Genomic DNA, 24,462 nt, shown 5'->3' on the forward strand with positions numbered 1-24,462 from the left:
AAACTGCTTAAAAGAAAAGGGGCCCGAAGGCCCCTTCTTTATTCCAGCAGACTGGACGCTTAGGCGTCCGGCGCTGCCTTGGCAGTCGGCTCACTGTTTTCGTAGATATACAGTGGCTTGGACTTGCCTTCTATAACGCTTTCATCGATCACGACTTTACTCACCTCGGATTGCGAGGGGATTTCATACATCGTGTCGAGCAGCACACCTTCAAGAATCGAGCGCAGGCCACGGGCACCGGTTTTACGTTCCAGGGCACGCTTGGCGACCGATTTGAGAGCGTCAGTGCGGAATTCCAGATCCACGCCTTCCATCTCGAACAGCTTGGCGTACTGTTTGGTCAGGGCATTCTTCGGCTCGGTGAGAATCTGCATCAGCGCAGCCTCATCCAGCTCGTCCAGCGTTGCCAGTACCGGCAGACGACCGACGAATTCCGGGATCAGACCGAACTTGACCAAATCGTCAGGCTCGACTTCACGCAGGGACTCACCGACTTTCTTGCCTTCTTCCTTGCTGCGAACTTCTGCGTTGAAACCGATGCCGCCCTTGGTGGAACGGTTTTGAATAACCTTTTCCAGACCAGAGAACGCACCACCGCAGATGAACAGTATGTTACGAGTATCGACTTGCAGGAATTCCTGCTGCGGATGCTTGCGACCACCTTGCGGCGGTACGGAAGCGACCGTGCCTTCGATCAACTTGAGCAAGGCCTGCTGCACGCCTTCACCGGAGACATCACGGGTGATCGACGGGTTGTCCGACTTGCGGGAAATCTTGTCGATTTCGTCGATATAGACAATGCCCATCTGGGCCTTTTCCACGTCGTAATCGCACTTTTGCAGTAGCTTCTGAATGATGTTCTCGACATCTTCCCCCACGTAACCCGCCTCGGTGAGAGTGGTTGCGTCGGCGATGGTGAACGGAACGTTCAGCAAGCGGGCCAATGTTTCGGCCAGCAGGGTTTTACCCGAGCCTGTCGGGCCGATCAGCAAGATGTTGCTCTTGCCGAGTTCGACGTCGTCAGCCTTTTTGTCACGCTGGTTCAGGCGCTTGTAGTGGTTGTACACCGCTACGGCCAGAACCTTTTTGGCACGTTCCTGACCGATTACATACTGGTCAAGAATGCCACTGATTTCTTTAGGCGAAGGCAATTTATGCGCGCTGCTCTCGGCCTGGGCTTCCTGCACCTCCTCGCGGATGATGTCGTTGCACAGGTCGACGCACTCGTCGCAGATAAAGACCGAGGGGCCGGCAATCAATTTGCGCACTTCATGCTGGCTTTTGCCACAGAAGGAGCAATAGAGCAGCTTGCCGTTGTCCTCGCCGTTGCGGGTGTCAGTCATTCGTTCGATCCAAATCCGATAGGCTTGCAACACAAGATGAAGGCTATTGCGGGCTTTTTCAAGCCCGCAAATGATCAGAACCGCCGACCAGCCTTATATTGAGCTGCTTATATTAAGCGGGGCGCTGCTCGATCACTTCGTCGATCAAGCCATAATCGCGCGCAGCTTGTGCACTCATGAAGTTGTCGCGATTGGTATCGCGCTCAATCTCTTCAAGGGTGCGGCCGCTGTGCTTGGCCATCAACGAGTTCAGGCGCTCGCGGATGAAGAGGATTTCCTTGGCGTGGATTTCGATATCCGACGCCTGGCCCTGAAAACCGCCCAGTGGCTGGTGAATCATCACACGTGCGTTCGGCAGGCAGTAGCGCTTGCCCTGGGCACCCGCTGTCAGCAGGAACGCGCCCATGCTGCAGGCCTGGCCAATGCAAGTGGTAGAAACATTAGGCTTGATGAACTGCATGGTGTCGTAGATCGACATGCCTGCAGTCACCGAACCGCCCGGGGAGTTGATATACAGATGGATGTCCTTGTCCGGGTTTTCCGCTTCAAGGAACAGCAGTTGCGCGCAGATCAGATTGGCCATGTAGTCCTCTACCGGACCTACCAGAAAGATCACTCGCTCCTTGAGAAGGCGCGAATAAATGTCGTATGCGCGCTCGCCACGAGCAGACTGCTCGACAACCATCGGGACCAGACCGCCAGCGGCCTGGATATCAGAGTTCTGCTGAATATACGAATTACGGAACATGCTCTGCAGTCACTCCCAAATAGTTATGTCTTGAATACGCATAAGCCAGCTCGAAAGCTGGCTTATGGTGTGCATTTCTAGCGCAAAAAACAATCAGTCGGCTTGTGGAGCTTCTACCGGCTTGACTGCTTCTTCGTAAGAGACCGCTTTGTCGGTCACACTGGCTTTCTGCAGAACAGTATCCACAACTTGCTCTTCCAGCACAACCGAACGGACTTCGTTCAGTTGCTGCTCGTTCTTGTAGTACCAGGACACAACCTGCTCTGGCTCTTGGTAAGCCGAAGCCATTTCCTGGATCATTTCGCGAACGCGGGCGTCGTCTGGCTTGAGGTCGAATTGCTTGACCACTTCAGCCACGATCAGGCCCAGCACTACGCGGCGCTTGGCTTGCTCTTCGAACAGTTCGGCCGGCAGTTGGTCTGGCTTGATGTTGCCGCCGAATTGTTGAACAGCCTGCACGCGCAGACGGTCAACTTCGTTGGACAGCAGAGCCTTTGGCACTTCGATCGGGTTGGTGGCCAGCAGACCGTCCATGACCTGATTCTTGACCTTGGATTTGATCGCCTGACGCAGTTCACGCTCCATGTTCTTGCGAACTTCGGTGCGGAAACCGTCGATGCCGCTTTCCTTGATGCCGAATTGAGCGAAGAACTCTTCGTTCAGCTCTGGCAGCTTAGGCTCGGAGACAGTGTTCACGGTCACTGTGAATTCGGCGTTTTTACCAGCCAGATCCAGGTTCTGATAGTCCTCTGGGAAGGTCAGGTTCAAAACGCGCTCTTCACCTGCTTTAGCGCCAACCAGGCCTTCTTCGAAGCCAGGAATCATGCGGCCGGAACCCAGTACCAACTGAGTGCCTTTGGCGGAGCCGCCAGCGAATACTTCGCCGTCAACCTTGCCAACGAAATCGATGTTCAGTTGATCTTCGTTCTGAGCAGCGCGCTCGGTCACTTCGAAGCGGGTATTCTGCTTGCGCAGGATGTCCAGCATCTTGTCCAGATCGGCGTCAGCCACTTCAGCGCTCAGACGCTCGACGTTGATACCTTCGAAGCCGGCAACGGTGAACTCAGGGAACACTTCGAATACGGCAACGTATTCCAGGTCCTTGCCCGCTTCCAGGGATTTAGGCTCGATGGAAGGCGAACCAGCCGGGTTCAGCTTCTGCTCAACCACAGCTTCGTAGAACGACGACTGGATCACGTCGCCGACAGCTTCCTGACGCGCATCAGCACCAAAACGGCGCTTGATTTCGCTCATTGGTACTTTGCCTGGACGGAAGCCAGCAATCTTGGCCTTTTGGGCAGTCTGCTGCAGACGCTTGTTGACCTGGCTCTCAATGCGCTCAGCCGGCACGGTGACGCTCATGCGGCGCTCAAGAGCAGTAGTATTTTCAACAGAAACTTGCATGGATATTCCTCGTTGCACAGACGTTAGCCGGCCGTTTCCGACCCCAGAATCAAGGGCATGCATTCTAGTGGGTCAAACTCAAGAAGTCACCCTACTGAAAACGGGTAAAAACGCAGCAGGCAATTTATGGGTACAAATGCATGAAAACATCGTACCCCACAGGCGAATACAGACAATTACGCCAGGGCTCTGCGCCAGTCCCTTCTATATATAGAAGAGATACCGACCATTTCCCCGAACGCTAAAACAAAAAAGGCGCCAGACTGTTAAATCTGGCGCCTTTCGAAATATGGGGTGGACGATGGGGATCGAACCCACGACAACGGGAGTCACAATCCCGTGCTCTACCAACTGAGCTACGCCCACCATATTGCGTAACAAAAAAGCCAAGACTTCTTTGTTGAACCCCACCCAGCCAGCGGCATGAATGAAGCTTTGATTGGTGCGGATGAAGAGACTCGAACTCTTACGCCTCGCGGCGCTGGAACCTAAATCCAGTGTGTCTACCAATTCCACCACATCCGCGGATGAAGCTTTTAAAACAAAGGCGCCAGACTATTGATCTGGCGCCTTTCGAAATATGGGGTGGACGATGGGGATCGAACCCACGACAACGGGAGTCACAATCCCGTGCTCTACCAACTGAGCTACGCCCACCATATCGCGCTACTTGTGCCAAAGCTGCCTAATGGCGCACCCGGCAGGACTCGAACCTGCGACCATCCGCTTAGAAGGCGGATGCTCTATCCAGCTGAGCTACGGGCGCCTTGTTAATCTGTACCCTTGGAGGACTACAAACTAAGTGCTTTCCAGTTTTGCGAAACCGTAATTCCGCTCGACCTTCTTAACCAGTGCTAGGCTGTGCCCGACAAGTGCGACGAATAGTATAGAGCCCCCTAAAGGTCGTCAAATCCTTTTTATAAAAAATTCATTTAATTAAAGGAGTTAGGCGGATTTGCTGACCAAGCGCCTTTGCCCTCGCCGTCCGACATGCGAGAATGCGTTCTCTTTTTTTCCCCTCTCGATGGTTAATCACGCGCAATGACTGCACAACTAATCGACGGCAAAACGATCGCCGCCCGCCTGCGCCAGCAGATCGCCCAACGGGTTGCCGAACGTCGCCAGCAAGGTCTGCGCACACCAGGCCTCGCGGTGATCCTGGTCGGCAGCGATCCTGCCTCTCAGGTTTATGTCTCGCACAAGCGTAAAGACTGTGAAGAGGTCGGCTTCATTTCCCAAGCCTACGACCTGCCTTCCGAAACCACTCAGCAAGCGCTGACCGATCTGATCGATCGCCTCAACGAAGACCCTGCGATCGACGGCGTTCTGCTTCAGCTTCCCCTGCCGGAACACCTCGACGCCTCGAAACTGCTGGAGCGCATCCGCCCGGACAAAGATGTCGACGGCTTCCATCCTTATAACGTCGGCCGCCTCGCCCAGCGTATCCCGCTGCTGCGCCCCTGCACCCCGAAAGGCATCATGACGTTGCTGGAAAGCACTGGTGTCGATCTTTACGGGATGGATGCAGTGGTGGTTGGCGCGTCCAACATCGTGGGCCGCCCGATGGCAATGGAATTGCTGCTGGCCGGTTGCACCGTAACTGTGACCCACCGTTTCACCAAGGATCTGGCCGGCCACGTCGGCCGTGCCGATCTGGTTGTAGTCGCCGCCGGCAAGCCGGGCCTGGTAAAAGGCGAATGGGTCAAGGAAGGCGCGATCGTGGTCGATGTCGGCATCAATCGTCAGGACGACGGCAAACTGGTCGGTGACGTGGTTTATGAAACCGCCCTGCCCCGTGCCGGATGGATCACCCCGGTACCGGGTGGCGTAGGCCCGATGACCCGCGCCTGCCTGCTGGAAAACACACTGTACGCGGCAGAAACCCTGCACAGCTAAATCAGGCGTGACGAGTACCTTGTGACCGTTGAGAACCCCGCCCGGCGCGGGGTTTTTTATTTCTTGAGAAAAAACTCTAACCGTTCGACGGAAACCCCTCTTTTTGCACGCCTTTTCACGGCATTTTCATGCTGCGGGAACAATCATCGACAGTTCTTCAACCATACTTCTACAATGCGTCGTTTTTGCGACACAACTAGTTACAAAGAACCGAGTTTCCAACCTTTATGAGTTCGCCCGCGTGAATATTCGTCTTTCCATCCTGAGCCTGGTTTTTGCTTTTTCAGGCGCACTCCTCACGCCAACGGTCAACGCCGCCGAAACCACCGCCGCTCCCCGTGACGCCACGCAACTGAAGATTGCCTCCGGCAGCGCGCTGCTTATGGACATGCAAACCAAGAAAGTCATCTACTCCAGCAACCCGGACGTGATCGTGCCGATTGCTTCGGTGAGTAAATTAATGACGGGTCTGGTCGTGGTTGAAGCCCGACAGAACATGGACGAATGGATTAATGTCGACATCAGCAACACGCCGGAAATGAAGGGCGTGTTTTCCCGGGTCAAGCTGAAAAGTGAATTGCCACGTCGCGAGATGCTGCTGATCGCTTTGATGTCCTCGGAAAACCGCGCCGCCGCCAGCCTGGCTCACCACTATCCGGGCGGCTACGCGGCATTTATCGCGGCCATGAATGCCAAGGCCAAGGCACTGGGCATGACCAGCACGCATTTTGTCGAGCCGACCGGCCTGTCGCCGCGCAACGTGTCCACCGCCCGCGACTTGAGCAAGTTGCTGGTGGCTGCGCACAAGCAGCCGCTGTTGACTCAACTGACCACGACCAAAGAGAAAACCGTGTCGTTTCGCAAACCCAACTACACCTTGGGCTTTCGTAATACCGACCACTTGGTGAACAAGCCTAATTGGGACATCAGGATCACCAAGACCGGCTTCACCAATCAGGCCGGACATTGTCTGGTGCTGGTGACGAGCATGGGCAATCGCCCGGTGGCATTGGTGATTCTTGACGCATTCGGCAAATACACGCACTTCGCCGATGCCAGCCGCATTCGCAGCTGGATAGAAACCGGCAAGAGCACCAACGCGCCGGCGGTGGCGCTTCAGTACAAAGCAGATAAGAACCTCAAGAGCCGCCAGACTGGTGTGGTTGAAGTGTCGAAGTAATCGGCCAGACGCAAAAAAGCCCCGAACCTTCGGGGCTTTTTTTCGCCTGCCAACTCAAAGATCAGTCGTTGGGCAATGGCATTTGATCGTCATCCGGAATGCCATCACCGGCACTTGGATCGCGCGAATGCTCAGGCGTCACGACGGCTGGACGCGCCAGCGGGTCGCGTAGCGGACTTTGTGGATCGAGTACCGGATCCACCTCCGTTTCCGGCGTGATGGGTACGCTGTCCGGTTTTTGGTCATCGAAACTTGAATCGGTACTCATACGCACCTCGCTTCAGGGTTTCAGGTTACCCAAAGGGTCGTAGGGTTTCGCGGGGTTTCTGGACTTATCGTCCGGCTTATCATCTTTGGGCGCCTTGGCCGGGCCGATGGGGTCGACCTGCGGATCGGAAACGTCTGGCGAGTCCGGATCAAATCCCAAATCGTCGCCAGACGAATGCTCGGAAGAATGCGGGCCGCTGGGTGTTGGGGAGTGTGCCATGTTCGCCTCCTTTCAGTTCGCCCGGAAATGGGCATCACTTATTAGGAGGCTGACCGGGCGTGAGGGTGCCCGGCACATGACGAACGGAAACTATTGCTGCGCCGCCAACGCTTTTTTTGCTCGAACGGCAGCCTGCTCTTCTCCCGCCGCAGCTAAATCATCGGCGGCTTTCAACCAGCGCTGGCGATCAACCGCCGCCGGAATCTGCGAAGGTTTTTGAATCAATATCGCCCAACCCCCAGCCTTTTCGAATGCCGATTCGAAGGCACTGAAGCTCATCAACTGCCGACGATTCATTCCGGCACGCAGGAGCACTGTCTGCTTCTTGCGATCGTAGCCCGACAAGATCGCGTAACGCGGCTCGGCCCAGAACGCTGAGCCTTCGCTAAAGCGCACCATCACCGGATAACCCGCCGCCACTTGGGCCAACAATGCCGGGAGCTTATCGTCCAGCGGATAAACCATCATGCCGTACTCGCGGGCAAGCTGTTGCAGATTCTGCTGCAGCTTGTCTTCGGCACCCGGCAAATGCAGCGGCTTCTCCAGCAACCCCGGAGTAATCACGATGCCCTGCTGCGACAACAGGCTCGCCAACACCTGCGGCCCGCTTTGATTGGCCTGGCCACGATAGAACGTCCCACTGAGTTCGACGCGCTCCGGCAAACGCTTCACTTCAGGTGCCACACTGCCCGCACAACCCGACAGGACGGCAGCACAGCCGGACACCAGCAGCGCCATACGAATTCGAGAAAATACCTGCACCATCATCACTCTCTGTCAGTCGCCGATCATCATGTTCCGGCCGTGGCCGAGGATCATAGGACGGCCAACGCCCGCGGTATAGCCTTAAACTACAGACTCGCCGCATGCATAGAGCGAACTGATTGGTCGCTACCGACCTTTGGTCAATCGCTTGAAACACCTCAGCGACTAGACTGTCACTTAGCAAACAGGACAACGCAAAAGTATGCGCGCCCAAGTGCTGGGCAACGAGGAGGCATTGATGAGCCTGACCCTGACTATCGTAATGTTGATCGCCGGCTGGCTAGCCGTCGCCACCGCCATGTTGTGGGGCGTACTGCGTATTTCGCGGCGTCATCACCATCCGGTGCAGTCCGTGGACGTCGAAAAGCCTTCAGAAAGCCACGAGCAACATGTCACTGCTCACTGAGCCAGAACAACCCCAAAAAACTCAATAAAAAAGCCGCCTGGGCACTTTCGAGCCCAGGCGGCTTTTTGTTACTGGCGGTTAAGCCTGCGCGCTCAACTTCTTCTGCCGAGCCCGGCGCGACATCATGTTCAGCACCTCGATCGCCGCCGAGAACGCCATCGCCGCATACACATAGCCTTTCGGTACATGTGCGCCGAAGCCTTCGGCAATCAGCGTCATGCCGATCATGATCAAGAAGCCCAAGGCCAACATCACCACCGTCGGGTTGTCGTTGATGAACTTGGCCAGCGGATCAGCCGCCAGCAGCATCACCAGCACGGACACCACCACCGCGATAATCATGATCGGCAGGTGTTCAGTCATGCCGACCGCCGTGATGATGCTGTCGATGGAGAACACCATGTCGAGCAAAAGGATCTGGCCGATGGCGGCGGCAAAGCCCAGGGTCACGGTCGAGCTAGCGCTTTTCGGATCGTCCGGTGCCGGATCCATGCTGTGATGGATTTCGGTCGTGGCCTTCCACAACAGGAACAGGCCACCGGCAATCAGGATCATGTCCTTCCAGGAAAACGCATGGCCGAGGATCTCGATGACCGGCGCGGTCAACTGGACGATGAACGCGATGGTGCTGAGCAGGCCAAGTCGCAGAATCAGCGCCATGCCGATACCGATACGCCGTGCTTTCTGCCGATGCTCGACGGGCAGTTTGTTGGTCAGGATGGAGATGAAGATCAGGTTATCGATACCGAGCACGATCTCCATCACTACCAATGTGGCCAAGGCAACCCAAGCGGTCGGGCTGGCGGCGAGTTCTAACAGATATTCCATGGGTCAGTCCTGACTCTGTGTAAGACGAATTAGATTTCCTGTGAAGACGCTTCGGATTTTTCCGCATCTTCGTTCGATTCTTTCTTGCTGATTTCGTAACCGGTGGCGTCACTCAATGCCTGTTCCGCCGCTTTATGGGTGTCATCAATCGCTTGCTTGGCCACCTCGGCGGCCTGCCCCATCATTTGCTGAGCGCTTTTTTCGGCCTGGTCGCACCCGGCCAGAACCATTAAAGACGCGATCAGCAATGCTGTGGATTTGAATTTCATGTTGTTTGCCCTCGATAGATCAGACACGGCTCGAAACACAGGCCGTTGTGGGAGGGCATTCTAGGGAGGCAAACACTTCAGGAAAATTCGTATTTTTAGCAGCTATACTTCGGCTTTTACGAATTACGACGTTTTGCTTTTATGTAGGAGCTGCCGCAGGCTGGGCCTACAGGGGGATCTACTTCATGCTCAATTACCGGCAACTGCATTATTTCTGGGTGGTGGCGAAGACTGGCAGCATTGTGCGTGCCTGTGAGCAACTGAACCTGACGCCACAGACCATCAGCGGGCAGATTTCCCTGCTTGAGCAGACGCACGACGTTGAGCTGTTCCGCCGTGTCGGCCGGCAACTGGAACTGACCGAGGCCGGACGCCGAATCTTGCCGTACGCCGAGCAGATGTTTCAGATTGGCGGCGAACTGGAACTGATGCTGCGCGCCCAACCCAACGAGCAGCAAATCCTGTTTCGCGTCGGCGTGGCGGATGTGGTGCCCAAGTCGATCGTCTACCGCCTGCTCGCGCCCACGATGGAACTGGACAAGCCGCTGCGCATCACCTGTCGCGAGGACAAGCTTGAGCGTTTGCTGGCGGATCTGGCGATCCAGCGCCTGGACATGGTGATCTCCGACAGCCCGATGCCGAGCCATCTGGACATCAAGGGCTACAGCCAGAAACTCGGCGAATGCGGCGTCAGTTTTTTCGCCACCGCCGAACTCGCCGCACAGTACGGCCATGACTTTCCGCGCAGCCTGCACGGCGCGCCGATGCTGATTCCCGGAGCGGAAACCGTGGTGCGCAACCGCTTGCAGCGCTGGTTCGACGAACAGCGAATCCAGCCGAGGATTGTCGGCGAGTTTGATGACAGTGCGTTGATGCAGGCGTTCGGACAATCCGGCAGCGGGATATTCATCGGCCCGAGCGTGATTGCCGAGGAAGTGAAGCGCCAGTATGGCGTCCAGGTGATGGGCCAGACCGACGCGGTCAGCGAGTCGTTCTACGCTATTTCGGTAGAGCGCAAAATCAAGCACCCCGGCATCGTTGCGATTACCGAAGGTGCCCGACGTGAGTTGTTTACCGCGTTATAAGGCTTGGGCGCAGACTTCGCGCGGCTTAAGCGTCATCAGTACCATGGCGAGGAACACCGACAGCAAAATGAACCCGGCAGCGGCAAAGCCCAAAAAGCCGAGGCCTGCACTGTCGATCACCCGACCGCCGATCATCGCGCCCAAGCCGATCCCGAGGTTGGCACCGGCGATGTTCAGCGATGCGGCAAAGGCCGGCGCTTCGGGCGCAGCTTTCATCAGGCGCACATGGCTGACCAGGAACAGCGCCGCCTGAGTCACGCCCCAAATGCCCAACGCCACCGCCAGACCTACCGGCGAATGGATGTTCGGCACCAACGACACCAAACCGGCAATCATGAATGCACAGAACAGCAGAGACGCTCCCAAGGGATGGCGATCCACCGCGCGGCCGCCCAGCGAGTTACCGATCAAGCCGACGGCGCCGAAGCCCATCAGGCACCAGCCGACCACCGTGCCGTTGAAACCGGCCAGACGTTCAAGGATGTCTGCCAAATAGGTGTAAGCGGTGAACATGCCGCTGAACACCAGGATCGACAGCAGCACATGGCCGAGCATCAGCGGGCTGCGCAGGATCTTGAACTGCGAACGGAAGCTGACCTGATGCTGATGCAGGCTGGTCTTTGGCAGGTAAACGTACAGCAGCAGTGCTTTAGCGAGGGCGATGAACGCAAGGATGCCAAATGCACTGCGCCAGCCGAACGCATCGGAAATCAGTGTGCCCACCGGGATACCGAACACGGTCGCGCAGACGATGCCGAAGCCGATCTTGGAGATGGCGCGACCCGCGCGATCCGGGCCGACAATGTCCACCGCTGTCTCGCTCGCCAGCGCCCAGAACACTGGCAAACCCAGTGCAGGAATCAGCCGCGCAACCGCCATCACCCCGATATTCGGCGCCAGCGCGGCCACGGTATTGGCCACACCGAACATCACCAAAATGCTGATGAACAATTTGCGTCGCTCGAAGCGGGCAAAGTAAGCCGTCAGGAACGGCCCGAACGCCGCCACGGTGAACGCGAACAATGTCACCAGCAATCCGGCCTGCGGGATGCTGACGTCGAGGTCGCGGGCAATTGCCGGCAGCAGGCCGACAATGACGAACTCCGTGGTCAGCACCGTGAAGCCGGCGGCGGACAACAGAAGAATGGGAAACAACATGGGAAACTCCAGCAAAACGACAACACCAGCGACGACCCGAAGGTTCGCTGGCGAAATTTGAAAATGAGGATGGCGGATCTTAACAGAGTGTGTCCGCACTGACTTGCACAAAGCTGTCTATTGTGTGGACTCACCGGGTGGCAGATCGTCACAGGCCTGAAGGAGTTGGCCTACGCTGTGATAAAGTCCGCGCCCTGCAAAACGTACAGTCTAATCAGCCCTTCGGTTCGTGCCTGTGGCCTGCCCTGCTTTTCCACATGTGTCACGCAACTTTGCACTTATAAAAACAGAGATGCCGTCATGACCGCTTCATCCCCTTCTCTTTTGCAACGCTTGAAAAACCTGAGCCTGGTCACGCAAATCGTGATCGGTTTGATTGCCGGTATTGCCCTTGCCCTGCTGGCGCCCGAAGCCGCCACGTCCACCGCTTTCATCGGCAAGGTGTTTGTTTCGGCGCTGAAAGCCGTGGCACCGATTCTGGTGTTCGTGTTGGTGATGGCGTCCATCGCCAACCACAAACACGGCCAGGAAACCCACATTCGTCCGATTCTGTTCTTGTATCTGCTCGGCACGTTCAGCGCGGCTGTGGTCGCCGTGGTTGCCAGCACAATGTTTCCGTCGAATCTGGTGCTGTCCACCGACAACGTTGCGGTAACAGCGCCGGGCGGTATCGGCGAAGTACTGCAGAGCCTGATGCTGAGCGTGGTCGATAATCCGGTTCATGCCCTAATGAATGCCAACTTCATCGGCATCCTCGCCTGGGCGATCGGCATGGGCATTGCGATTCGTCATGCCGGCGATACCACCCGCGAAGTGCTCGGCGACTTGTCCAACGGCGTGACCGTGATCGTGCGCGTAGTGATTCGCTTCGCCCCGCTCGGTATTTTCGGCCTGGTGGCTTCGACCCTGGCCACCTCCGGCTTCGGCGCGCTGATCGGTTACGCGCATCTGCTGGCCGTATTGCTCGGCTGCATGTTGTTCGTGGCACTGGTGATGAACCCATTGATCGTGTTCTGGAAGCTGCGTCGCAATCCATACCCACTGACCTTCCAGTGCCTGCGTGAAAGCGGCATCACCGCGTTTTTCACCCGCAGCTCGGCGGCGAACATTCCGGTCAATCTGGAACTGAGCAAGCGTCTGGGCCTGCACGAAGACACCTATTCGGTTTCGATTCCTCTGGGCGCCACCATCAACATGGCGGGCGCGGCGATCACCATCACCGTTCTGGCCTTGGCGGCGGTGCACACGCTCGGCATCGCTGTGGATATACCGACGGCGATCCTGCTCAGCGTCGTGGCGGCGATTTGCGCCTGTGGCGCCTCGGGTGTGGCCGGTGGTTCGTTGCTGCTGATTCCGCTGGCGTGCAGCCTGTTCGGCATTCCAAGCGAAATCGCCATGCAGGTGGTTGCGGTGGGTTTCATCATCGGTGTGTTGCAGGATTCGGCCGAGACAGCGCTGAATTCGTCGACCGATGTGCTGTTTACGGCGGCGGCCTGCCTGGGTGAAGAAGCCAAGGCGCAGCGTACGGCCTGACACCCATCCACTGTAGGAGCGAGCAGGCTCACTCCTACAATGGCAAAGAAAAGCCCGCCAAGGCGCAAACCTTGGCGGGCTTTTTATTGCAGGGCGGCTTAGAACGCGCCCATGTAATCGCGCTTGCCCACTTCCACGCCGTTGTGACGCAGCAGCGCATAAGTGGTGGTCACGTGGAAGAAAAACTGCGGCAGACCGTAAGTCAGCAGGTAAGCCTGACCGGTGAAGCGCTTCTCTTTCGGCGTGCCTGGACGGGTCACGATTTCAATGCCTTCCTTGCCATCGATCTGCTCAGGCTTGAACTCGCCGATGAACGCCAGAACCTTGGCGATCAGGGCTTGCAGGTCGGCGAAGGTGGTTTCGCTGTCGTCGTACTTCGGCAGTTCGACTTCAGCCAGACGCGAAGAAACGCCTTTGGCGAAATCGACGGCGATCTGAACCTGACGCACCAAAGGAAACATGTCCGGGTACAGGCGTGCTTGCAGGAAAGCGTTCGGGTCGATGTTTTTCTCGGTGGCGTGGGCTTCAGCCTTTTTCAGTACATCGCTCAGGGCGTTGAGCATTTGCTGGAAAACCGGGACGGATGCGGCGTACAGGGAAATGGTCATAGCAGTCTCGTGTGGTGGCGGGATTGAATCGTGGGGCGATTATAGCCATGCCCGCGCGCGCTGCGGCTTGTCTTTTATCCAGCAAGGATTAGGCTAAGCGCCTTCGACTGCAGGGAGACGCGCGATGACCACCGAACCAGAAATCAGCTTCGACGAACCACGGCTCAATGCCGCAGAAATCCGCATCCTCGGCTCGCTGATCGAGAAGCAGGCGACTAGCCCGGAAACCTATCCGCTGACCCTCAACGCCCTGGTACTGGCCTGCAATCAGAAAACCAGCCGCGAACCGGTGATGAACCTGACTCAGGGCCAGGTCGGCCAGAGCCTGCGCGCCCTGGAAGGCCGGGGTTTCACCAAACTGGTGATGGGCAGCCGCGCCGACCGCTGGGAGCACAAGGTCGACAAGGCGCTGGAGCTGGTGCCGGCGCAGGTGATTCTCACCGGACTGATGTTTCTGCGCGGCCCGCAGACCGTCAACGAGCTGCTCACTCGCAGCGGGCGCATGCATGATTTCGAGGATGCCGAGCAGGTGGTGCATCAGTTGGAACGCTTGATTGCGCGGGGATTGGCATTGCTGATCCCGCGACAGGCCGGGCAGCGTGAAGACCGTTACACCCACGCGCTGGGCGATCCGGCGGACATCGAAGCGATCATCAGTGCACGCCAGCATCCGCAGGAACGAGGGGCAAGCAACGGGGTTTCGGTGGAGCGCATCGAAGAACTGGAAGCGCGAATTGCGGCGTTGGAAGAGCGACTGTCGCAACTCGAATAACCACCGCCGCACACTGTAGGAGCGAGCCTGCCCGCGATAGCCGCAACACATTCAAAAACAATGTGGCTGACATTCCGCTATCGCGAGCAGACTCACTCCTACAGGGTTTTGTGGAGTTCTATTCTCCATCCCAATAATCCACACCGTCCGCCTGCCGTCCCACGGCCAGAAACCCGCCCGCCCCGACGTTGTCCATCACCGCATATTTGTTCGAATCCGGATACTCGCAAATCTCCGGCTGCTGCTGGGTGCTGACCGCCAGGTAACGCAATTCGGCCTGGCTGGTGTTGATAATCTGATGCGCCTGTTCCGGGCCACCCGGCGGACAGGCGATCACGTCACCGGCACGAATCGGAAACCGTTCGGCGCCCAAGCGCACTTCCCCTTCTCCGACGACCACGTAAAACATTTCCTCATTGACCCGATGACTGTGAAACGGACTGCCGCGCATACCTGGCGGTAACGCGTACAGGCGATAACCGAGTTTCTGCGAACCGAGTTGCTGGCCTATCCTGGCAAACCGCTGCTGATAACGCCCGGCGGTTTCGCCTTCGGGGGCAAGGGCCTCAGGGAGTGGTTCGAGCGTGACGTCGTTCAGGTTGAGAATGGGCGGATGCATGCGAACCTCGATCACGGTGGTTTATAAATACGATTATTGTTGGTCTTTTAAGCAACCTTTCTGGCAGACCGCCGTGACTTCATCGCTGGCAAGCCAGCGCCCACCGCTATCGCGCCAGTACCGGGATTTTGCATCCACCCGAAACCCTGTGGGCGCTGGCTTGCCAGCGAAGAGGTCCAGCCGGCCACCACACTTGCCAGATCAGCTGCGGGCAAACGCCACTGCCGCGTCAAACTGCTCCACCGTTGGCCGCACGCCGGTGTAAAGGACAAACTGTTCCAACGCTTGAATCGCGATGACTTCCAGGCCGGTAATCACCCGCTTACCCTCGACACGTCCGCGCACGATCAACGGGGTTTCCGACGGAATCGCCACCACATCAAACACGGTGTCCGCTGCTTTGATCGCCTCAGGCTCGAACGCCAATTGACCCGCCTCAGGCCCACCATCCATGCCCACCGGCGTGACGTTGATCAACATCTGCGGCCGTTCATCGCCCAGTTCGGCCTGCCAGCGATAGCCCAGCGAATCCGCCAACGCCCGGCCCGCGCGCTCGTTACGGGCGACAATCGAGCCGAATTTGTAACCGCCGTCACGCAAGGCACTGGCCACAGCCTTGGCCATGCCGCCACTGCCACGCAGGACGAAGGTCGAGTCCTTCGGTACCGCGTGGCCCTCAAGCAGTTGTGCGATGGCGATGTAATCGGTGTTGTAAGCCTTTAAATGGCCGTTGGTGTTGACGATGGTGTTGATCGACTGGATCGCCGCCGCTGACGCATCCAGTTCATCCACCAGAGCAATAGCCGCCTCCTTGAACGGCATCGATACGCCGCAGCCGCGAATGCCCAACGCCCGAATGCCGCCGACCGCACCGGTCAGGTCCTGACTGCTGAATGCCTTGTAATAGAAATTCAGTCCCAACTGTTCATACAAATGGTTATGAAACCGCAGACCGAAATTCCCGGGCCGCCCTGACAGGGACATGCACAGCTGGGTGTCTTTGTTGGGGTTCATCTGCATGAAATATCTCCTTCGAATGCACTTTCGGATGGGCGGGATTGGCCGTTCCATCGCCTTCTGTTCGATCATGGCGGCGTCTGCGCCGGCCATGCTCGGGCCGGTAAGGAAACCGGTACAGACCTTACACAAAATTTACCCTGCGGCCGTGCTGTTTTTCCAAATGTTGCTGTCTTAGAAGTATCCCCGAGTCATCCATGCTCCTATTGCAGGCCTGGACGCCGGGTCGAAGAACCGAGGAACTATCATGATTCGTAAACTCCCCATCGTGGCCTTGCTGATCGGCGTCTTCGCTTTCACAGGGCAAGCAGAAGCCCACGGCGGCGGCGGTGGCTGGCAGGGCCCGGCGGTGTTCGGTGCGATCGTCGGCTCGGCCATCATCGGCTCCGCACTCATCAACCAGGATCGCCCGGTATATGTGCAGCAACAGCCGGTTTACGTGCAACCGCAACCGGTCTACGTGCAACAGCCGCCACCACCGGTTTATTACCAGCCGGCGCCGGTTTATGTGCAACGACCTGTTTACGTGCAGCCGGCACCGGTTTATTACGGCCCGCCTCGCGGCTATTACGGTCCGCCCCATGGCTACTACGGCCGCCCGCGCTGGTAAACGGCATACGGAGCCTCGCTTATCAAGCGGGGCTTTTTTACGGCCGTTGGTCGGTAAAGGTCTGAAAAAATCGCGTGAAGGTCGTTGTCGGAACAGTACCTGCAAGCAAAGTCGGCATGATGAATTCGACGCTTGCGTGCCCGTTCACCCATCGGTCATCTATTTGTCATGACGGAACCGCAATCTGAATCCGTCCGTTCACAACAGGTTGATAACAACAAGGACGACGCCATGCCGACACAAAACCCTCACCGCATCGTTGGTCTCTGCACCTCGGACAAGGTCTACAACACTTTGACCGAGCTCAAGCATCTGGAGGGCCATCGCACCGCCAAGTTTGCTTCGCTGCTGGCGGAAAACCTGGTGCGCAAAGGCTTGCTTGATGAGCGAGAAATCATGCACATGCTCGATCAAGTGGTGGATTGACGCCGGCCCTCAACGGCATCAATGACGACTATTGAGAGCGTTGATTGTCCCTTTAGCCGTCTAATCCTTAAGGTAGCCCCATCGTTTGATGGAGGTACTTGTCATGGCTCAGGTTCAAATCATGTCCGTTATCGGCAGCGCCGTTCCCGCTTCGCTCAGAGAGCTGGGACTGCTCGCCTGCTGGTATCTGGTGCGAGACGGCGAGGCGATCAGCGGCCCGCTCACGTCGCTGCCCGCCGCCCAGGCTTTGTCCCAACGTATCGACAACGGTCAATTCCAGGCTTAAGGCAGCTGCACTTTCGGCCGGGTCTCGACGAACAACGCCCAGCTCGACAGGAACAGCGCGGCGATTAACGGCCCGATCACGAACCCATTTAGGCCGAACACCGCCAGTCCGCCCAATGTCGAAATCAAAATCAGGTAATCGGGCATTTTCGTATCTTTGCCGACCAGGATCGGACGCAACACGTTGTCCACCAAGCCGATCACAAGTACGCCAAACAGGCCCAGCACCACGCCCTGCCAGATCATTCCGCTGAGCAGAAAATACACGGCCACTGGCGCCCACACGATGCCCGCACCTACAGCGGGCAACAGCGACAGAAACGCCATCAGCACCGCCCAGAGCAACGCGCTGGGAATATCAAGAAACCAGAAAATCGCTCCCCCCAACGCGCCCTGCGTGATTGCCACCACCAGGTTGCCCTTCACCGTCGCGCGCACGACCCGATTGAATTTCAGCTGCAAGCGGCGCTTGTGGTTTTCCTCAAGCGGCACCGCAGTGCGCACTTTGCGCGCCAGCTCCGGGCCATCGCGCAGCAGGAAAAACAGCAAATACAACATGATGAAAAAACTGATGATGAACTCGAATGTGCCCTGACCGAAGCTGAACGCCTGAGTCGCCAGCACCTGACTGCCCTGCATCGATGCCTTGACGATTTTCTCGCGCAGCCCATTCAGTTCACCCATGCCGAACCGGTCGAGCAAATGCTGGAAGTACGGCGGCAGCGCATTTTTGAACTGCGCCAAATACGCCGCGATGTCCAGCTCGCCGGATTCAAGACGCTGATAAACCGTCGCCCCTTCCTGCACCAGTAACACGCTGATGATGATCACCGGCAAGATCGCAATGACCAGGCAGACGCTCAGGGTAAACAGCGAAGTCAGGTTGCGCTCCCAGCCGAATCTGGACTGCAACCGTCGTTGCAGCGGCGCAAACAGGATGCCGAGAATCACCGCCCAGAACACTGCTCCGTAAAACGGCAGCAGGATCCAGATAAAAGCGACCGTCACTAGCACCAGCAGCACCGTGAGGGATTTGAATTGCAGACTCTTTGCGTTCATGTCCGATCCATGTCAGTCGGGCACCACTCGTACCCGCCAACTTAGTCCGCCAGCGCGCGACGAAAGTGCCATCGCTTTGCTCAAGAAGCATAGATCCAGATAAATAGGCGCGAAGAGGCCAGCACCGTTAATTCATAACTAGCGGCGATCATCCGACAGCGGCGTCGGCTCATCCGCCGGCGGCACGTCTTCATCCGCCGCCGGAGGATCCTGCCAGTCTTCCGGCCGGTCGGCATCACTCGGATCGTGCCCGGGCGCCATGCCCGGCGGCATTTCGTGATCCATCAACGTGGGTTCTTCCGTCCCGGACAAGGGACGGTTCGGATCGGTAGGATCAGTGGGCAACACTCCACCCTGAAACAGCGCATCGTTCGCCATGGCACACCTCGTTACGAAGATCCGGAAAGTCCGGGCCGTTCAAGTTGGAAGCGTGCGTTCAAACGGCGTGCTGTCGAACAGACCAACGGCGACTCACCCCTTGGCGGAAAACCGGTCGCGGCTGTTGGTCAGGTGCAGCCACATGGCCGCGCGTGCCGCGTCCGGGTCCTGGCGCTGGATGGCGTTGAGGATCGCCTCATGTTCCAGATTGGCGAGGTGCCCGAGCTTGCTCAAATCCGTCGCCCCACGCTCGGCGGCATTGACCCGGGTACGCGGGATCATGGCACTGCCCAAGTGCTGCATGATTTCGGTGAAGCAAACGTTGCCGGTGGCTTCAGCGATCAACAAATGAAAACGTCGGTCGGCCTCGACGCAGCTGTCGTTGTTGGCCAGCAGATTCTGATAGTCATCCAATGCCTGACGCATCTGCGACAACTGTTGTTCGGTACGCCGCTGTGCCGCCAGCGCCGCTGCCTGGGTTTCCAGGCCCATGCGCAATTCGAGAATGCTGCGCACCCCCAGCGCCGTGTCGACATTCAATCGCAGCCCCTGCTCCGGCGCACGCTCGATGACGAATGTGCCGATGCCGTGACGCGTCTCCACCAGCCCCGACGCCTGCAATTTGGAAATCGCCTCGCGCACGACCGTGCGACTGACGCCGTGCTCCTGAACGATGGAGTTTTCAGACGGCAACTTGTCCCCCGGAAGCATTTGTCCCAGCAGGATACGCTGGGTCAACCGGGCGACCAGATCATGGGCCAGGTTGTGTTTGCGGGCAGGAGCGCCGAGGTCTTCTTGCATGGTCAATATCCGGTGAAACGGGGCCTGCGGATCGTAGCACTGGCGCTGCTGGGCGGGGATCGTTTTTTGCGGCAGCTTGTATGACAACACTCAAATCATTTGGCAACGCTGGCTCGACTGATGATGCGAACAGAACGAGTAAGGCGATATCGCGGCCGGTGCTGATCAGAACACTGCCCTTTAAACATTGGGCGGACAGATAAAAAAGCATAAAAAACCGCTTCAAGCTGAAATTGTTTGCACACGCCCCCTTGTCGGACAAAAAAAACCAGTTGTATGATGTCTGCCAACATCGCAACACCCGGATACACCCCGCATAAAAATAATCAGTGGGAGAACAACCAAGTGAAACCTTCCATCACCGCGATGAACGAGGGCGTTGATCCAACGCTGTCGTCAGCCATCTCAAAAGTGAAACGTCACATCCTGCCGCTGTTCGTGATCATGTTTATCGTCAATTACATTGACCGCGTGAACATCGGTTTCGTCCGCATCCACATGGAGCATGACCTGGGCATCGGCGCTGCCGCCTATGGCTTTGGTGCTGGTCTGTTCTTCATTGGTTACGCGCTGTTCGAAGTCCCTTCCAACATGCTGTTGCAAAAAGTCGGCGCCCGTATCTGGCTGACCCGGATCATGCTCACTTGGGGCCTGGTCGCCGCCGGCATGGCGTTCATCCAGAACGAAACTCACTTTTATGTGCTGCGGTTTTTGCTCGGCGTGGCCGAGGCCGGCTTCTTTCCCGGGGTAATTTATTACTTCACCCGGTGGTTGCCGGGTGCCGAACGCGGCAAGGCGATTGCGATTTTCCTCAGCGGCTCGGCCGTGGCCTCGCTGATCTCCGGCCCACTGTCCGGCCTGCTCCTGCAAATCGAAGGGCTGGGCCTGCACGGCTGGCAATGGATGTACTTCATTGAAGGGATGTTTTCGGTGTGCCTGTGCGTGTTCGTGTGGTTCTGGCTCGACGCCAAACCCCATGATGCCAAGTGGCTGAGCCGTGCCGAGCAGGACGCGCTGGTCAACGCCATCGACGCCGAACAGCTAGCCCGCGAAGCCGCGACACCGATCAAGCCGTCCCTGGGGACATTGCTCAAGGATCGTCAGATCATCCTGTTCTGCCTGATCTACTTCTTCATCCAGTTGACCATCTACGCCGCGACCTTCTGGTTGCCGAGCATCATCAAGAAGATGGGCGAAATGAGCGACTTCCAGGTCGGTCTGTTCAACTCGATTCCATGGCTGCTGTCGATCATCGGCATGTACGCTTTCGCGACGTTCTCGGCAAAGTGGAAACACCAGCAGGCGTGGGTTGCCACGGCATTGTTGATCGCGGCGGCGGGGATGTTCATGTCCACCACCGGCGGGCCGATTTTCGCCTTCGTTGCTATTTGTTTTGCCGCGCTGGGCTTCGAATCTGCGTCGTCGCTGTTCTGGCCGATCCCGCAAGCGTATCTGGATGCGCGGATCGCCGCAGCGGTGATCGCGTTGATCAACTCGGTGGGCAACCTCGGCGGTTTCGTCGCGCCGACCACCTTCGGCTTACTTGAACAGAACACCGGTTCGATTCAGGGCGGCCTGTATGGCTTGGCGGGAACATCGATCATCGCCGCGATCATCGTCTTCTTCGCTCGCACCACACCAAAATCCGCACCTGATGTCGCCGTGGCCGATGCCGCGCCGAAACACGCCTGACCTTCGTTTTTGCAGATGTTCAAAAGGACAATAAAAATGACCGTACATGACACCGCCAAAGCCCCGATCATCACCGACATGCAAGTCATTCCGGTGGCCGGCCACGACGGCATGCTGCTTAACCTGAGCGGCGCCCACGGCCCGTTTTTCACTCGCAACATCGTCATTCTCAAGGACAACGCCGGCCACACCGGCGTTGGTGAAGTGCCGGGTGGCGAGCGCATTCGCCAGACCCTCGAAGATGCGCGCAGCCTGGTGGTCGGCAGCCCGATCGGCACCTATCAGAAGATTCTTAATCAGGTGCGCCAGACCTTCGCCGACCGCGACGCCGGCGGCCGAGGCCTGCAAACTTTCGACCTGCGTATCACCATTCACGCGGTCACAGGCCTTGAAGCCGCCCTGCTCGACCTGCTCGGCCAGCACCTCGACGTGCCGGTGGCGGCGTTGCTCGGCGAAGGCCAGCAGCGCGATGAAGTGAAGATGCTCGGCTACTTGTTCTACGTGGGTGATCAGCACGAGACAGATCTGGCCTACCGCAGCGAACCGGACGCCGACAACGACTGGTTCCGCGTGCGTCACGAGAAAGCCATGACTGCCGACGCCGTGGTGCGTCTGGCCGAAGCCGCGCATCAGCGTTACGGCTTTCAGGACTTCAAGCTCAAGGGCGGTGTGCTGAGCGGCGATGAGGAAATCGAAGCAGTGACCGCGTTGGCCGAACGCTTCCCCGATGCACGCATCACCCTCGATCCGAACGGTGCATGGTCACTCAAAGAAGCGATCCGTCTGTGCCGCGATCAGCATCAGGTGCTCGCCTACGCCGAAGACCCGTGCGGCGCGGAAAACGGCTACTCCGGCCGTGAAGTCATGGCTGAGTTTCGCCGCGCCACCGGGCTGAAGACCGCCACCAACATGATCGCCACCGACTGGCGCGAAATGGGCCACGCGATTCAGTTGCAGTCGGTGGACATTCCGCTGGCCGACCCGCACTTCTGGACCATGCAGGGTTCGGTGCGTGTGGCGCAGATGTGCCATGAATGGGGCCTGACCTGGGGCTCGCACTCCAACAATCACTTCGACATTTCCCTGGCAATGTTCACCCACGTAGCCGCCGCCGCTCCGGGCAGCATCACCGCCATCGACACCCACTGGATCTGGCAGGACGGCCAGCGCTTGACCAAGGCACCGCTGCAAATCGTCGGCGGTTGCGTGCAAGTGCCGAAAAAACCGGGCCTCGGCGTGGAGCTCGATATGGATCAGGTCGCCAAGGCTCATGAGCTGTATAACGGCATGGGTCTGGGTGCGCGGGATGACAGCGTGGCGATGCAGTTTCTGATTCCGGGCTGGAAGTTCGACAACAAGCGGCCGTGCCTGGTGCGCTAAACACGATCCCCCTGTAGGGCTGCGGCACGCTCGTGCCGCAACCCCTACAGTTGGTTTTGCTCAGCGGTCGGGTTGACAGCCACAAGTCCATGAGTGGAAGGTTCGCCTGCAAGCCCAGTCGACACTCATGGAAAGTGACCCGTTCATGCACTTGTTCAATCTGCCCAAACTCACGTCCTGCAGCACTTTCGCCCTGCTGCTCGGTTCCGCCACCTGCATGGCCGCCCCGCTGACTGACCAACAGTTGCAAGCGCTGGTCAAGGATGCGGTCACACCGGTGATGCAACAACAGGACATTGCCGGCATAGCCGTTGCTGTCATCGTCAAAGGCAAGCCGCATTACTTTAACTACGGTGTCGCCAAAAAGGACACCGAGCAAGCGGTGAGCGAAAACACCCTCTTCGAAGTCGGCTCTATCAGTAAAACCTTCACCGCGACCCTCGGCGGTTATGCCCAGGCCAGCGGCAAACTGAACCTGAGCGACAAGACCAGCGCGCGTTTGCCGGATCTTGAAGGCAGCGCTTTCGACAATATCAGTCTGCTGCACCTGGCTACTTACAGCGCCGGTGGCTTGCCATTGCAATTCCCTGCCGAGGCGGATTCGGCTGACACGATGCTCAGTTATTTCCAGCACTGGAAACCGACTTATCCCGCCGGAAGTCATCGCCAATACTCCAACCCGAGCATCGGCCTGTTCGGCTATATCGCGGCGAAAAGCCTTGGTGGTTCATTCGATAACGCAATGTCCCACACCCTGCTACCCAAACTGGGCCTGCGACACACCTGGCTAAAAGTGCCCGCCGCGCAGATGCCGCTCTACGCCCAAGGCTATGACAAAGACAACCAACCCGTGCGCGTCGGCCCCGGTGCACTGGATGCCGAAGCCTACGGCGTGAAAACCAGCGCGTCGGATTTGCTGCGCTTCGTCGAGGCCAACCTGAAACCGGCGAACCTCGAACCGTCGCTACACAGCGCCATCGCCCTCACCCACACCGGTTACTACAACGTCGGTGACATGACCCAAGGCCTGGGCTGGGAACGCTACCCCTACCCGATCAGCCTCGAAAGACTCCAGGCCGGCAACTCGACGCCGATGGCGATGGAAGCCCACAAAGTGCAGTGGCTCACTCCACCGCAGCCTGAGACCGGCGATGTCCTGTTCAACAAGACCGGGGCTACACGGGGGTTTGGCGCGTATGTGGCGTTCGTGCCGTCGAAGGACATCGGCATCGTCATTCTGGCAAACAAGAACTATCCGAATGCAGACCGGGTGAAGATTGGGCACACGATCCTGGGTGCGTTGGCGGATTGAAGATCAAAAATCGCAGCCTTCGGCAGCTCCTATAAAGTTCGGAGCTGCCGCAGGCTGCGACCTTTTGATCTTGAAAGAACAACATCAAAAGATCGCAGCCTGCGGCGGCTCCTACACCTACCGTCCGTCTTAAATAGGCCTCTACCTGTCAGACCTGACAGTAGGCAATCTCCCGCTCCCGCGCCATAAATCACTCCGTCGCCCTCCCCCGCACGGAGCAGTCATGTCGTCCACCGACTCACCCGGCACCGAACCACGTGCCCTCACGGAAATATTTATCCCCGGGCGTACCGGGCCGGTCTCGGAGAATCCAAAGGTCTGGGGCATTAACATTGCCGCCGCGCTGGGGAATTTTCCGCGACAGGGTTTGCTGTGCCAGGCCGGGCCGTGGAGGCCTATGC

At 57.9% G+C, this 24,462-nt stretch carries 27 protein-coding genes and 4 tRNA genes; 12 read left to right on the forward strand and 19 right to left on the reverse strand.

Going from position 1 to position 24,462, the window contains the following annotated elements; translation table 11 throughout:
* Positions 1 to 59: 59 nt before the first annotated feature.
* The 7 genes from clpX to GIW69_RS21955 all read right to left on the reverse strand — a co-directional run bounded on the left by clpX (position 60) and on the right by GIW69_RS21955 (position 4,261).
* Positions 60 to 1,343 (reverse strand): ATP-dependent Clp protease ATP-binding subunit ClpX, encoded by a 1,284-nt coding sequence (gene clpX / locus GIW69_RS21925; RefSeq protein ID WP_003223632.1) that lies wholly within the window; start codon positions 1,341 to 1,343, stop codon positions 60 to 62.
* Between the two features lie 112 nt (positions 1,344 to 1,455).
* Positions 1,456 to 2,091 (reverse strand): ATP-dependent Clp endopeptidase proteolytic subunit ClpP, encoded by a 636-nt coding sequence (gene clpP, locus GIW69_RS21930; RefSeq protein WP_236484869.1) that lies wholly within the window; start codon positions 2,089 to 2,091, stop codon positions 1,456 to 1,458.
* A 93-nt stretch (positions 2,092 to 2,184) separates the two neighbouring features.
* Entirely contained in the window at positions 2,185 to 3,495 is a 1,311-nt protein-coding gene (gene tig, locus GIW69_RS21935) for a trigger factor (protein ID WP_236484870.1), read from the reverse strand.
* A gap of 290 nt (positions 3,496 to 3,785) precedes the next feature.
* Positions 3,786 to 3,861, reverse strand: a tRNA-His gene (locus GIW69_RS21940).
* Positions 3,862 to 3,935: 74 nt separating this feature from the next.
* Positions 3,936 to 4,020 (reverse strand) — tRNA-Leu (locus GIW69_RS21945).
* A 56-nt stretch (positions 4,021 to 4,076) separates the two neighbouring features.
* Positions 4,077 to 4,152 (reverse strand) — tRNA-His (locus GIW69_RS21950).
* Positions 4,153 to 4,184: 32 nt separating this feature from the next.
* Positions 4,185 to 4,261: transfer RNA gene (locus GIW69_RS21955), tRNA-Arg, on the reverse strand.
* 275 nt (positions 4,262 to 4,536) lie between these two features.
* Between GIW69_RS21955 and folD the strand changes: the two genes are divergently transcribed.
* The gene (gene folD / locus GIW69_RS21960) at positions 4,537 to 5,391 is read left to right on the forward strand and encodes a bifunctional methylenetetrahydrofolate dehydrogenase/methenyltetrahydrofolate cyclohydrolase FolD (protein WP_236484871.1); all 855 of its coding nucleotides are present in this window, start codon (positions 4,537 to 4,539) and stop codon (positions 5,389 to 5,391) included.
* Between the two features lie 241 nt (positions 5,392 to 5,632).
* Positions 5,633 to 6,571: a D-alanyl-D-alanine endopeptidase gene (pbpG, locus tag GIW69_RS21965; RefSeq protein WP_236484872.1), complete on the forward strand. Its 939-nt coding sequence runs from the start codon at positions 5,633 to 5,635 to the stop codon at positions 6,569 to 6,571.
* Positions 6,572 to 6,632: 61 nt separating this feature from the next.
* On the opposite strand, the gene GIW69_RS21970 is transcribed toward pbpG, so the two are convergent.
* The 3 genes from GIW69_RS21970 to GIW69_RS21980 all read right to left on the reverse strand — a co-directional run bounded on the left by GIW69_RS21970 (position 6,633) and on the right by GIW69_RS21980 (position 7,823).
* Complete coding sequence (locus GIW69_RS21970; RefSeq protein ID WP_236484873.1) at positions 6,633 to 6,839, reverse strand: hypothetical protein; 207 nt, start codon at positions 6,837 to 6,839, stop codon at positions 6,633 to 6,635.
* A 12-nt stretch (positions 6,840 to 6,851) separates the two neighbouring features.
* Positions 6,852 to 7,058, reverse strand: a complete 207-nt coding sequence (locus GIW69_RS21975; protein WP_236484874.1) for a DUF6021 family protein — start codon at positions 7,056 to 7,058, stop codon at positions 6,852 to 6,854.
* A gap of 90 nt (positions 7,059 to 7,148) precedes the next feature.
* Positions 7,149 to 7,823, reverse strand: a complete 675-nt coding sequence (locus GIW69_RS21980) for a C39 family peptidase (RefSeq protein WP_236484875.1) — start codon at positions 7,821 to 7,823, stop codon at positions 7,149 to 7,151.
* Between the two features lie 202 nt (positions 7,824 to 8,025).
* Here GIW69_RS21980 and GIW69_RS21985 point away from each other — a divergent pair, with 202 nt between their 5' ends.
* A complete protein-coding gene (locus GIW69_RS21985) occupies positions 8,026 to 8,229 on the forward strand; it encodes a hypothetical protein (RefSeq protein WP_236484876.1) in 204 nt (67 codons plus the stop codon).
* A gap of 78 nt (positions 8,230 to 8,307) precedes the next feature.
* Here the strand turns inward: GIW69_RS21985 and GIW69_RS21990 are convergent, their stop codons facing one another.
* Both GIW69_RS21990 and GIW69_RS21995 read right to left on the reverse strand, forming a co-directional pair.
* Entirely contained in the window at positions 8,308 to 9,057 is a 750-nt protein-coding gene (locus tag GIW69_RS21990) for a TerC family protein (protein ID WP_236484877.1), read from the reverse strand.
* A 29-nt stretch (positions 9,058 to 9,086) separates the two neighbouring features.
* Positions 9,087 to 9,326, reverse strand: a complete 240-nt coding sequence (locus GIW69_RS21995; protein WP_236484878.1) for a hypothetical protein — start codon at positions 9,324 to 9,326, stop codon at positions 9,087 to 9,089.
* Between the two features lie 185 nt (positions 9,327 to 9,511).
* On the opposite strand from GIW69_RS21995, the gene nhaR reads away from it, so the two are divergent.
* Positions 9,512 to 10,411: a transcriptional activator NhaR gene (gene nhaR, locus GIW69_RS22000; protein WP_236484879.1), complete on the forward strand. Its 900-nt coding sequence runs from the start codon at positions 9,512 to 9,514 to the stop codon at positions 10,409 to 10,411.
* Here nhaR and GIW69_RS22005 read toward each other — a convergent pair.
* Complete coding sequence (locus GIW69_RS22005; RefSeq protein ID WP_236484880.1) at positions 10,406 to 11,569, reverse strand: MFS transporter; 1,164 nt, start codon at positions 11,567 to 11,569, stop codon at positions 10,406 to 10,408. The genes nhaR and GIW69_RS22005 overlap by 6 nt on opposite strands.
* 300 nt (positions 11,570 to 11,869) lie before the next feature.
* On the opposite strand from GIW69_RS22005, the gene sstT reads away from it, so the two are divergent.
* Positions 11,870 to 13,102 carry a serine/threonine transporter SstT gene (gene sstT, locus GIW69_RS22010; RefSeq protein WP_236484881.1) on the forward strand — a complete coding sequence of 411 codons (1,233 nt, stop codon included), beginning with the start codon at positions 11,870 to 11,872 and terminating at the stop codon, positions 13,100 to 13,102.
* A gap of 98 nt (positions 13,103 to 13,200) precedes the next feature.
* Here sstT and GIW69_RS22015 read toward each other — a convergent pair whose 3' ends face one another.
* Complete coding sequence (locus GIW69_RS22015; protein ID WP_236484882.1) at positions 13,201 to 13,710, reverse strand: DUF1993 domain-containing protein; 510 nt, start codon at positions 13,708 to 13,710, stop codon at positions 13,201 to 13,203.
* A 124-nt stretch (positions 13,711 to 13,834) separates the two neighbouring features.
* Between GIW69_RS22015 and GIW69_RS22020 the strand changes: the two genes are divergently transcribed.
* The gene (locus GIW69_RS22020) at positions 13,835 to 14,482 is read left to right on the forward strand and encodes a DUF480 domain-containing protein (protein WP_236484883.1); all 648 of its coding nucleotides are present in this window, start codon (positions 13,835 to 13,837) and stop codon (positions 14,480 to 14,482) included.
* Positions 14,483 to 14,600: 118 nt separating this feature from the next.
* On the opposite strand, the gene GIW69_RS22025 is transcribed toward GIW69_RS22020, so the two are convergent.
* On the reverse strand, positions 14,601 to 15,101 hold the full coding sequence (locus GIW69_RS22025) for a cupin domain-containing protein (protein ID WP_236484884.1): 501 nt from the start codon (positions 15,099 to 15,101) through the stop codon (positions 14,601 to 14,603).
* Positions 15,102 to 15,302: 201 nt separating this feature from the next.
* On the reverse strand, positions 15,303 to 16,121 hold the full coding sequence (locus GIW69_RS22030) for a shikimate 5-dehydrogenase (RefSeq protein ID WP_236484885.1): 819 nt from the start codon (positions 16,119 to 16,121) through the stop codon (positions 15,303 to 15,305).
* A gap of 244 nt (positions 16,122 to 16,365) precedes the next feature.
* Here GIW69_RS22030 and GIW69_RS22035 point away from each other — a divergent pair, with 244 nt between their 5' ends.
* The 3 genes from GIW69_RS22035 to GIW69_RS22045 all read left to right on the forward strand — a co-directional run bounded on the left by GIW69_RS22035 (position 16,366) and on the right by GIW69_RS22045 (position 17,440).
* A complete protein-coding gene (locus GIW69_RS22035; RefSeq protein ID WP_236484886.1) occupies positions 16,366 to 16,728 on the forward strand; it encodes a hypothetical protein in 363 nt (120 codons plus the stop codon).
* Between the two features lie 231 nt (positions 16,729 to 16,959).
* Positions 16,960 to 17,154, forward strand: a complete 195-nt coding sequence (locus GIW69_RS22040) for a hypothetical protein (RefSeq protein WP_236484887.1) — start codon at positions 16,960 to 16,962, stop codon at positions 17,152 to 17,154.
* A 103-nt stretch (positions 17,155 to 17,257) separates the two neighbouring features.
* Complete coding sequence (locus GIW69_RS22045; RefSeq protein WP_236484888.1) at positions 17,258 to 17,440, forward strand: hypothetical protein; 183 nt, start codon at positions 17,258 to 17,260, stop codon at positions 17,438 to 17,440.
* On the opposite strand, the gene GIW69_RS22050 is transcribed toward GIW69_RS22045, so the two are convergent.
* The 3 genes from GIW69_RS22050 to GIW69_RS22060 all read right to left on the reverse strand — a co-directional run bounded on the left by GIW69_RS22050 (position 17,437) and on the right by GIW69_RS22060 (position 19,677).
* The gene (locus GIW69_RS22050; RefSeq protein WP_236484889.1) at positions 17,437 to 18,498 is read right to left on the reverse strand and encodes an AI-2E family transporter; all 1,062 of its coding nucleotides are present in this window, start codon (positions 18,496 to 18,498) and stop codon (positions 17,437 to 17,439) included. The genes GIW69_RS22045 and GIW69_RS22050 overlap by 4 nt on opposite strands.
* Before the next feature lie 138 nt (positions 18,499 to 18,636).
* Positions 18,637 to 18,876 carry a hypothetical protein gene (locus tag GIW69_RS22055; RefSeq protein ID WP_236484890.1) on the reverse strand — a complete coding sequence of 80 codons (240 nt, stop codon included), beginning with the start codon at positions 18,874 to 18,876 and terminating at the stop codon, positions 18,637 to 18,639.
* A gap of 93 nt (positions 18,877 to 18,969) precedes the next feature.
* The gene (locus GIW69_RS22060) at positions 18,970 to 19,677 is read right to left on the reverse strand and encodes a FadR/GntR family transcriptional regulator (RefSeq protein ID WP_236484891.1); all 708 of its coding nucleotides are present in this window, start codon (positions 19,675 to 19,677) and stop codon (positions 18,970 to 18,972) included.
* A 366-nt stretch (positions 19,678 to 20,043) separates the two neighbouring features.
* On the opposite strand from GIW69_RS22060, the gene GIW69_RS22065 reads away from it, so the two are divergent.
* The 3 genes from GIW69_RS22065 to ampC all read left to right on the forward strand — a co-directional run bounded on the left by GIW69_RS22065 (position 20,044) and on the right by ampC (position 24,061).
* A complete protein-coding gene (locus GIW69_RS22065; RefSeq protein ID WP_268945619.1) occupies positions 20,044 to 21,369 on the forward strand; it encodes an MFS transporter in 1,326 nt (441 codons plus the stop codon).
* A gap of 36 nt (positions 21,370 to 21,405) precedes the next feature.
* Positions 21,406 to 22,749, forward strand: a complete 1,344-nt coding sequence (gene gudD, locus GIW69_RS22070; protein ID WP_236484893.1) for a glucarate dehydratase — start codon at positions 21,406 to 21,408, stop codon at positions 22,747 to 22,749.
* A gap of 145 nt (positions 22,750 to 22,894) precedes the next feature.
* Positions 22,895 to 24,061, forward strand: coding sequence for a class C beta-lactamase (ampC, locus tag GIW69_RS22075; protein WP_236484894.1), 1,167 nt, complete (start codon positions 22,895 to 22,897; stop codon positions 24,059 to 24,061).
* The last annotated feature ends 401 nt before the right edge of the window (positions 24,062 to 24,462 follow it).

This window comes from Pseudomonas syringae (assembly GCF_021605415.1).
GTDB lineage: Bacteria > Pseudomonadota > Gammaproteobacteria > Pseudomonadales > Pseudomonadaceae > Aquipseudomonas > Aquipseudomonas syringae_S.

Coding starts and splice junctions, on each gene's coding strand:
- clpX (WP_003223632.1), bottom strand. CDS start 1,343: ATGACTGACACCCGCAACGGCGAGGACAACGGCAAGCTGCTCTATTGC.
- clpP (WP_236484869.1), bottom strand. CDS start 2,091: ATGTTCCGTAATTCGTATATTCAGCAGAACTCTGATATCCAGGCCGCT.
- tig (WP_236484870.1), bottom strand. CDS start 3,495: ATGCAAGTTTCTGTTGAAAATACTACTGCTCTTGAGCGCCGCATGAGC.
- folD (WP_236484871.1), top strand. CDS start 4,537: ATGACTGCACAACTAATCGACGGCAAAACGATCGCCGCCCGCCTGCGC.
- GIW69_RS21970 (WP_236484873.1), bottom strand. CDS start 6,839: ATGAGTACCGATTCAAGTTTCGATGACCAAAAACCGGACAGCGTACCC.
- GIW69_RS21975 (WP_236484874.1), bottom strand. CDS start 7,058: ATGGCACACTCCCCAACACCCAGCGGCCCGCATTCTTCCGAGCATTCG.
- GIW69_RS21980 (WP_236484875.1), bottom strand. CDS start 7,823: ATGGTGCAGGTATTTTCTCGAATTCGTATGGCGCTGCTGGTGTCCGGC.
- GIW69_RS21985 (WP_236484876.1), top strand. CDS start 8,026: ATGCGCGCCCAAGTGCTGGGCAACGAGGAGGCATTGATGAGCCTGACC.
- GIW69_RS21990 (WP_236484877.1), bottom strand. CDS start 9,057: ATGGAATATCTGTTAGAACTCGCCGCCAGCCCGACCGCTTGGGTTGCC.
- GIW69_RS21995 (WP_236484878.1), bottom strand. CDS start 9,326: ATGAAATTCAAATCCACAGCATTGCTGATCGCGTCTTTAATGGTTCTG.
- nhaR (WP_236484879.1), top strand. CDS start 9,512: ATGCTCAATTACCGGCAACTGCATTATTTCTGGGTGGTGGCGAAGACT.
- GIW69_RS22005 (WP_236484880.1), bottom strand. CDS start 11,569: ATGTTGTTTCCCATTCTTCTGTTGTCCGCCGCCGGCTTCACGGTGCTG.
- sstT (WP_236484881.1), top strand. CDS start 11,870: ATGACCGCTTCATCCCCTTCTCTTTTGCAACGCTTGAAAAACCTGAGC.
- GIW69_RS22015 (WP_236484882.1), bottom strand. CDS start 13,710: ATGACCATTTCCCTGTACGCCGCATCCGTCCCGGTTTTCCAGCAAATG.
- GIW69_RS22020 (WP_236484883.1), top strand. CDS start 13,835: ATGACCACCGAACCAGAAATCAGCTTCGACGAACCACGGCTCAATGCC.
- GIW69_RS22025 (WP_236484884.1), bottom strand. CDS start 15,101: ATGCATCCGCCCATTCTCAACCTGAACGACGTCACGCTCGAACCACTC.
- GIW69_RS22030 (WP_236484885.1), bottom strand. CDS start 16,121: ATGCAGATGAACCCCAACAAAGACACCCAGCTGTGCATGTCCCTGTCA.
- GIW69_RS22035 (WP_236484886.1), top strand. CDS start 16,366: ATGATTCGTAAACTCCCCATCGTGGCCTTGCTGATCGGCGTCTTCGCT.
- GIW69_RS22040 (WP_236484887.1), top strand. CDS start 16,960: ATGCCGACACAAAACCCTCACCGCATCGTTGGTCTCTGCACCTCGGAC.
- GIW69_RS22045 (WP_236484888.1), top strand. CDS start 17,258: ATGGCTCAGGTTCAAATCATGTCCGTTATCGGCAGCGCCGTTCCCGCT.
- GIW69_RS22050 (WP_236484889.1), bottom strand. CDS start 18,498: ATGAACGCAAAGAGTCTGCAATTCAAATCCCTCACGGTGCTGCTGGTG.
- GIW69_RS22055 (WP_236484890.1), bottom strand. CDS start 18,876: ATGGCGAACGATGCGCTGTTTCAGGGTGGAGTGTTGCCCACTGATCCT.
- GIW69_RS22060 (WP_236484891.1), bottom strand. CDS start 19,677: ATGCAAGAAGACCTCGGCGCTCCTGCCCGCAAACACAACCTGGCCCAT.
- GIW69_RS22065 (WP_268945619.1), top strand. CDS start 20,044: ATGAACGAGGGCGTTGATCCAACGCTGTCGTCAGCCATCTCAAAAGTG.
- gudD (WP_236484893.1), top strand. CDS start 21,406: ATGACCGTACATGACACCGCCAAAGCCCCGATCATCACCGACATGCAA.
- ampC (WP_236484894.1), top strand. CDS start 22,895: ATGCACTTGTTCAATCTGCCCAAACTCACGTCCTGCAGCACTTTCGCC.